Origin of the sequence: Kordia sp., from assembly GCF_022447245.1 — a bacterium.
Classification (GTDB): domain Bacteria; phylum Bacteroidota; class Bacteroidia; order Flavobacteriales; family Flavobacteriaceae; genus Kordia.
Map to the genome: position 1 here is coordinate 1 of NZ_JAKVBC010000078.1, position 3,252 is coordinate 3,252.

The 3,252-nt window shown below is 34.4% G+C and carries 4 protein-coding genes and 1 tRNA gene; all 5 read left to right on the plus strand.

Translation table 11 applies throughout. The features are described 5' to 3' along the window. Nucleotides 1–111: 111 nt before the first annotated feature. Nucleotides 112–183: transfer RNA gene (locus tag MK119_RS24080), tRNA-Met, on the plus strand. Nucleotides 184–243: 60 nt separating this feature from the next. After that, nucleotides 244–1,983 carry a hypothetical protein gene (locus MK119_RS24085; protein WP_290684265.1) on the plus strand — a complete coding sequence of 580 codons (1,740 nt, stop codon included), beginning with the start codon at nt 244–246 and terminating at the stop codon, nt 1,981–1,983. Continuing rightward, on the plus strand, nt 1,980–2,279 hold the full coding sequence (locus tag MK119_RS24090) for a hypothetical protein (RefSeq protein ID WP_290684267.1): 300 nt from the start codon (nt 1,980–1,982) through the stop codon (nt 2,277–2,279). Before MK119_RS24085 ends, MK119_RS24090 begins: the two co-directional genes overlap by 4 nt. After that, complete coding sequence (locus tag MK119_RS24095; protein ID WP_290684269.1) at nt 2,276–2,602, plus strand: hypothetical protein; 327 nt, start codon at nt 2,276–2,278, stop codon at nt 2,600–2,602. Before MK119_RS24090 ends, MK119_RS24095 begins: the two co-directional genes overlap by 4 nt. 292 nt (nt 2,603–2,894) lie before the next feature. Continuing rightward, nucleotides 2,895–3,252 (plus strand): hypothetical protein (locus MK119_RS24100; RefSeq protein WP_290684271.1); only part of this gene is annotated, 358 nt, incomplete at its 3' end.

The window sequence follows — 3,252 nt, forward strand, 5'->3', positions numbered from 1 at the left end:
AGAAGTTAACTATTTAGGGGAATATTGACTTCACTATATAGATTTTGGGTTGGTTAGTCACCAGATCGGCTTACAAAGGTGGTCGGTCTGGTTACTTTAAATTAAAAAATAGTGGAGTGGACTGGAGCGGTTCCAGCTCGGTCTCATAAGCCGAATGACACAGGTTCGAATCCTGTCTCCGCAACTAAAAAACGAAACCTACTGACGTCGCCAAACTACAGTAGGTTTCTAAATAAATATATAATGGAATATTTACCTCAGTACATGGAGCAAGGTGTACAGGCGGGCAATGCCACACAAGGCAAAGAACGTCTGTCACTTGCATATCCAATCATCAATTCAATGAATTTCAAGCAAACTATTGATAATTACTTGATTTTCATTGAAAATTATCGACTGAATACGTTATCAAAAGTAAACAAAAGCGTTGAAGAATACAACAATTTAGTTGAAGCTGTGAATAAAGCAAATAACGTTACCACGTCAGAAATAGCAAAGCTTTCCAAGAAGTTTACAAAGTATGTAAAAGAAAACTACGGTTGTGGAATGGTTACTACTTCGCAATACAATCAATACTTATCAGCTTTTAATGCTGAAAACATTGCCAAGCTTCCACAACGAAAGCATCACAAGATAAAAATGGCCGCCAAAGAAGTATTTGCCTGTATCTTGTCACATTGTGCTTTCAAACTAAAAAAGCGCAATTTGGACCGTATGCAAAGCGGAGAAAAAACCGCATTAGATCCTGACGAAAGTTTCTTTTTTCCATTAACGGCATATTCCCTTGAAAACCTAAAAATCAAAGTTCCTGGTCTTGATATCAAAGTTCCAAAATTAGACGTTTGTCAGGCTACCATACGCAATCATATAAAGCGTTTTATGGACTGTGGCGTTATAGTGGAGTATAAGTATCGTGGATATCAACATGCGCCGTTATATGCCATAAATCCGCAAATTTTGGTCATTTCTGAAGGCAATTTAGCGTCCCTAAAACAGTTGTCTCAACCCAATTTGGAAAAAAAATTATTAGTTAACTCTAGTTCCTATAGAACTGAAAATAAAAATGAAAATAATAAGGCTATTTCTAAAGAAAATGCCTTGCTAAAGGAAGAATCGGAAGCAGTAAATCATGTCCGTTCGTTGCTTGGTGCAAAGGCTTCCAATTCTGACGGCAGTAATCCTAACGGATTAAATTTCTATAAGAACAACATGGAGCAAGGTGGCGCGGCTTCGCCAAAAAGAAAAAAAGTTGCGCCAAAAAAAGAAAAAAAAATCACCGTTCGCCAAACTTTTCAAAAGCTGTTGGATAAAAACAACTACGAAGCTGCTAACGATCTGGCTCGTGGAATTTATGACAATTACAAGCCATTGCCAATTTCACACTATGAAACCGAATGTTTCCGTGGTGGATTGTCAGAAAATCAATTTAGGCGAATTGTCATGTTAGATTTTCTCTTTACGGCTGCACAACTCTGGAAAGATAAAAATGTTTTTGTTGGTGAATGGATCCGAACCATTCAACGCTTTGAAGAGAAATTCTTCATTAGCAAATCGGGTATCTTTTCTAAAGAACAACAGCTCGATAGAATTTACCAATTACGTTGGCGAATAAATTGGGCCAGGAACTTCTGCAATAGAAAACCTGAATTTCAACTCTTATTTCCGTACCAATATTTTGATTCAAATCGAAAAGAATCTCATGAAGGCGGATTCTCATACACTCACAGGCATTACAAAAGGCATTTAAACAACTTAAAAAAGTTTGATGAAGAGGATAAAGCGTCAAGAAAAAGTGCTTATCAACGAAAATTGAACAAACGATTGACACTGAAAGTTAGAGAATATGTGAAAGGCAAACGAACCTTTGAAAAGTTAGTGGAATATGTAGAAAGACTTGAAAAGAAGCTTCAACTAGACAAAGGAAAACTCAGCATAGCCATGATCAATAAAATTGAAATAGAACGCGCAAAATATTACGGATGAGCCATAAAAAATGTAAACATGATAACCGTTTTTTCTGTAAACATTGCAGCGAAATAAAGATGATTATCTGCTTAAAAAATGAAGCAAAACCGAAGTATGAAGGTTTTGCAACTTTAACCAGATATTCAATGCTAACTGAACAGAAAAAAACACAATCAATCATCATTGAAAAAATGAAAAACAGGTTGTTGTATAGAAAGAGTGGAGAACAAGGCGAATGCTTTGAAGGTGAATATAACGTAGTGTTATTTATAGATAACAATACAAATCAATTAATTGAAAAAGTAACCAAATGAGCCAATTAGAATTCAAATTCATCGATTTCGTCATTTTAGAGAAGTTACAAATTCATCAAGTAGCATTTTTAAAAGAAGTACTGCATGTGTATGCAAATTCATTGTTGATTCCAGCTTCACTAGAAAACATCATGAAATACAGTATTGCAAAACAACTTTGGTATGAATTGAATCATAGGACCGAAAAAGAAAATCCACCAAAGAAAAGTCGATTAAAATTAAGATCGCATCAAGCAATCATTCTTTTAGACGCGTTGAATTTTAATGGTGATGAATCAAGGATTTTCAATTATAAAAATGCCATTATAAAGCAGTTGATTTAATTCAAATTATAAAAAACAGTATCAAAATATTATAAATCAAATAATAGTTTTTTTATCCAAAATTTAAGTATTGACGATATCGTATGATGTCATAAAAACAGTAGAATTATGAGTGAAAAAAAAGAATGCCGCGAATGCACAGAGGGTGGATGTATGTACGAATACAAAGCAGAGGATGCTTTAAAACTCAAAGTATATGATAATATCCTTGAATGCAACATTACACATGAAGTATGCCCTATGTGTAAGAATCCTGAATATCACATTTTATAACTAAAAACCTGTAGAATAGTTGACAACAGTAAATAGCATATCAGGAGGTAAAACTAGTGCATATATGGCAATGCATCATCCAGCAGATGTAAACATCTTTGCTTGTGTGTGTATTGATTATCCAAAAGCAGCTCCTAAAGATCCTGCGGTACTAAGATATGCTCTTGATAAGTTGAATGGAAACTTTATTGCAAGTGCAGAACGTCAAAAGACTTTACAAGTTTTAATGGATTTGGAACAATTGATGGGCAAGGAAATAGTTTGGGTTAGAGGAAAATCATTTGATCAAGTAATTGATGAAAATTCAGCTTTACCAACTTGGGCAAGAAGATTTTGTACTACTGAAATGAAGATGGTTCCTATTTTCGAATACTTAT

Coding starts and splice junctions, on each gene's coding strand:
- MK119_RS24085 (WP_290684265.1), top strand. CDS start 244: ATGGAATATTTACCTCAGTACATGGAGCAAGGTGTACAGGCGGGCAAT.
- MK119_RS24095 (WP_290684269.1), top strand. CDS start 2,276: ATGAGCCAATTAGAATTCAAATTCATCGATTTCGTCATTTTAGAGAAG.
- MK119_RS24090 (WP_290684267.1), top strand. CDS start 1,980: ATGAGCCATAAAAAATGTAAACATGATAACCGTTTTTTCTGTAAACAT.